Source organism: Microcystis sp. LEGE 08355 (assembly GCF_015207185.1).
GTDB classification, from domain to species: Bacteria; Cyanobacteriota; Cyanobacteriia; order Cyanobacteriales; family Microcystaceae; genus Microcystis; species Microcystis panniformis.
In genome coordinates this window covers 1-3,037 of record NZ_JADEXI010000558.1, presented here as the reverse complement: position 1 = coordinate 3,037, position 3,037 = coordinate 1, and the positions used below count along the sequence as shown (strand labels likewise).

The following is a 3,037-nucleotide window of genomic DNA, read 5'->3' as shown; positions in this document are numbered from 1 at the left end:
CCGCAGTACCCGCTCATGGGAAACCTCTATTTCTAATTCTGTTCGACAGATTCAACGCATTAATCAACGACGTAAAACTGGAGGAAATTATCTAACACCAGAAGAATTAAAAGAAACCTTAGATGATGCTTATTCTTCGGCTTTAAGACAAGCGGCATTAGAAGCTTTTGAAGGTATATGTCAACCAGAAGAAATTGAAGCTATGATCGATAAAAATAAAATTATTAATCAAGCATTGGAATTAATATTAATCGATTAAGTAACAGGGGACAGTCGGAAACAAATCAGACAGAGTGTAGGGTGCGTTAGGCGGCTATCAATTTAGTCAAAAAACCAAAATTAATAATTCGCCGTAACGCACCACCTCTATTATGAAATTGGTGCGTTACGCTATTGAAGGGCGCACCCTACGAGTAATATGACTACAAGCTTTACTTTATAAGGCGGATTTGGTATGACAGTTTGGCCTTCCCGACTTTATGGGGTACAATGTTCGTAGGCAATACATTAATCTCTGAAAAGAGGAAAGTAAAATGATTATTAGTCTGATAAAAAAACAAGAAAACTAAAATCAGTTCCCTTATCTTAACCAGCAATCTAAATGTTCTACCACTTACTTATATGGATATTCAAACCCTTTTAGAATGGACAGATAAACAGGTATTAGAGAAAACCGGTAAACATCTTGAGGTGGTGATTCGGTAGTAGTGATGGCGGCTTAATCCTTTGCTTTGCTGTGCATTGTAGTCATGGATAAAATACCAAAGGGTTCCCCAACGTGATTCTCCATTTTTTTAGAGAAAGATAGAATCTCTCTCACCAGCCGAGAAATCCTTTGTCGAAAGGTATTATTTAATCTTTCAATAGGATTGGTTTGACCAGTTTCTTTTCCGACCGGTCGATGACGTTTACTGGGAATTACTGTCTTATAGGACTCCCAAAAGTCTGTGTAAGCAACCGCGCATTGTCGGTAAACACCTGGTAAACTGGCCCCAAAGTTTTTTGGCTGATTGACGACTCCTATCTCCGCGCATAGGGTTTGCGGCAAAAAGTTTTTGCCGCAAACCCCACTTAGGGTGCGGAATGTGGGTTAAAAAGATTGTATCCGTCAATAACATCTTGACAGACCAGTAGCTTGACGGTGGGAGTATGTCAATGATTACTGTCGCGGTTGTACGGGGAAACCTTGACGCTGAAGCATTTCCGCCGCATCTTGGCCCGGTTGATAGTTGATGCCGAGGGTAGAGGTGGCCGTATCTTCGATGATTTTGGGAGTGAGGAGAATAATCACCTCCGAGCGCTCGTTGCGATTGGTACGACTGCGGAATAAAGCCCCTAAAATGGGAATATCCCCTAAAATCGGCACTTTTGTCTCAGAACTCTGTTGGCGCTCTTGGATAATCCCGGAAAGAATTAAACTCTGTCCATCCCGGAGACGAACTAAACCGGAAGTTAATTCCCGACGAATCAGAGGGGTAAGGGTGTTGACTGTCAGACCACCGCTATCAAATCGAATTGGAGATCCCGGAGAGGCAACAGTGGGGCTAACCGACAGGGAAATAAAGCCGTTATCATCCACCTGATCGACGTTTACCGCTAGAGTTAACCCAGCATCGGCCAGGACGGGGGTAGTGGTGCGTACACCACTGAGAGGATCTACACTTGTCTCGACACTTTCTAGCACTTTCTCGGTGAGCTTAACGGTGGCCTGTTGACCTTCCTGCACCACCAGCGAGGGATCGGTGAGAATTTTGGCATTCCCTGTCTGAATTGACGCTTGCAGGGTCATCAGGAATTTTTGGGGATATTGGAATAGGCCGGGTGGTGTAAATTCTATTCTATCTTCTGTTACATCTGTTACACCGGGTTGAAAAGGGTTATTAAATCTTCCAAAATTAGGACGGGCATAACCGGCGAAATTTGAAGATAAAGGATTACCCAATGGCCCTTGAGTAATATTGCTAAAAGGCGCACCATTCTGAACATCAAAAAAAGGTTCTAGAGTGGGTGTTCCCTCCCCAGAGAAAACATTATTTAAAGGAACTATCGGCTGTGCAAAAGCCCCTGGCTTAGATACAGTTGAGCTATTGGGTGGGTTCATATTACCAAAGTTCAGCACTGCCGCCCCGTTATCTTGAACAAAGAAACCATCGTTAAAACCGAAGGAAAAACTACTGTTAAAACGGTCTGTATTGAGCAGGTTGACATCGATAACTTTGACATTAACCACCACCTGACGGCGACGGGCATCTAGTTGGGTTAATAAAGAGGTGGCGATCTGGACTTGCCGCGCCTCGCCGATTAAATTGATAGAATTAAGGCGCTCGTCGGCGGCAACTCTTAAACCAGTTAAAAGTAAGGCAGCTTTTGAGCCTTTCGTTTCTTGGGGGGCCAGTGGCTCTAGGGTGGGAGGAACATCCCGGCGACCGATGACTCGTCCGGTGAGGGGATCGACGATATCCTCGGTTTGGGTAACTAAACGCTGGTATTCTGCCCCTTGGGTAGCGAGGAAAGTGGCGGCGGCGACAGATTTAACTTGGTTGAGACGCAGGGTGCGGCTAATCAGATTACGAGCGCCTTGGGGTAATTGCGCCCCAACAAAGATAGTTGTACCCTGACGGTTGGCCTGGAGTCCAGAAATTAACAATACGGCATTAAAAATGTTTTCCACCGATTCGTTAGTAAATTCTAAGGAAACTGTCTGAGAGGTGGCGTTAGTTTCCCCCTGGGAGCTGGTGAAAACGACGTTATAACCGGCATAGTTAGCAAGGGTCATTAACACTTCTCTAGCGGAAGCTTCCCGAAGTAAAACACGAGGTACAGTCATATTACGCTCGAATTTGACCTTTTCGGCACTAGCATCGATGTTAGAGATGGCAATATCTCCCACCGGTGGGGCGACGGCCCGGGGTAGGGTGGGAACACCGGGGGCTTGGGGTGCGCCTTGAATGATAATTTCGGGGTTGGGGACAAGGGGCACACTTTGGGCGAGCAGTTTTTCACTGGCTAAAATGCGATCGCTGATCTCCTTTTGTAC

Annotated in this window: 1 protein-coding gene and 2 pseudogenes; 1 reads left to right on the top strand and 2 read right to left on the bottom strand. The window is 45.5% G+C overall.

The window, feature by feature from the left end:
• A pseudogene (locus IQ242_RS21040) lies at positions 1 to 259 on the top strand (hypothetical protein); the annotation flags it as partial.
• A 478-nt stretch (positions 260 to 737) separates the two neighbouring features.
• Here the strand turns inward: IQ242_RS21040 and IQ242_RS21035 are convergent.
• A pseudogene (locus IQ242_RS21035) lies at positions 738 to 1,031 on the bottom strand (IS1 family transposase); the annotation flags it as partial.
• Between the two features lie 128 nt (positions 1,032 to 1,159).
• Positions 1,160 to 3,037 (bottom strand): secretin N-terminal domain-containing protein (locus IQ242_RS21030; RefSeq protein ID WP_193961287.1); only part of this gene is annotated, 1,878 nt, incomplete at its 5' end.